This is a genomic window from Bacillus sp. LB7 (assembly GCF_030449715.1).
Classification (GTDB): domain Bacteria; phylum Bacillota; class Bacilli; order Bacillales; family Bacillaceae; genus Bacillus; species Bacillus paralicheniformis.
The window spans coordinates 1-353 of record NZ_JASGCA010000066.1 but is presented as its reverse complement, the minus strand read 5'-3'; the positions used below and the strand labels follow the sequence as shown (position 1 = coordinate 353).

The 353-nt window shown below is 46.2% G+C and carries 1 protein-coding gene; it reads left to right on the top strand.

Annotated elements, in window-relative coordinates; translation table 11 throughout:
• A partial coding sequence (locus tag QMZ64_RS23085) for a BppU family phage baseplate upper protein (protein WP_301441641.1) occupies nucleotides 1-353 on the top strand: 353 nt, incomplete at both ends.

Here is a 353-nt window from a genome sequence, read left to right as displayed (position 1 = left end):
AGATTTACTGACGGCAGCCAGGTCTATGTCAATACAGAAGTCGAAGACGCGCTGAAGGGCGTTATTTTTTATGTCTTGGAACCGAACCAAGTTAAGCATTACGGAACCGTACAGGCCGAGCTTTATGTCAATTACGACAACGGCCAAAAAATGAGCGTGCATCAGTTTACGTTTGTGATCGATAGGGCGCTTGTTGATCAGGACATAGCGCCGATTGCTGAATACTATATCGAAGATTTCGAGACGCTTAAAGCCGTTATTCAGGAAATGGCGGACGATGCCGAACAGCTTCTTGCCAAATTGGAGAAGAAGTTCGAGACGCTCAATAATATCGAAACGAAGGACGGTGCCCA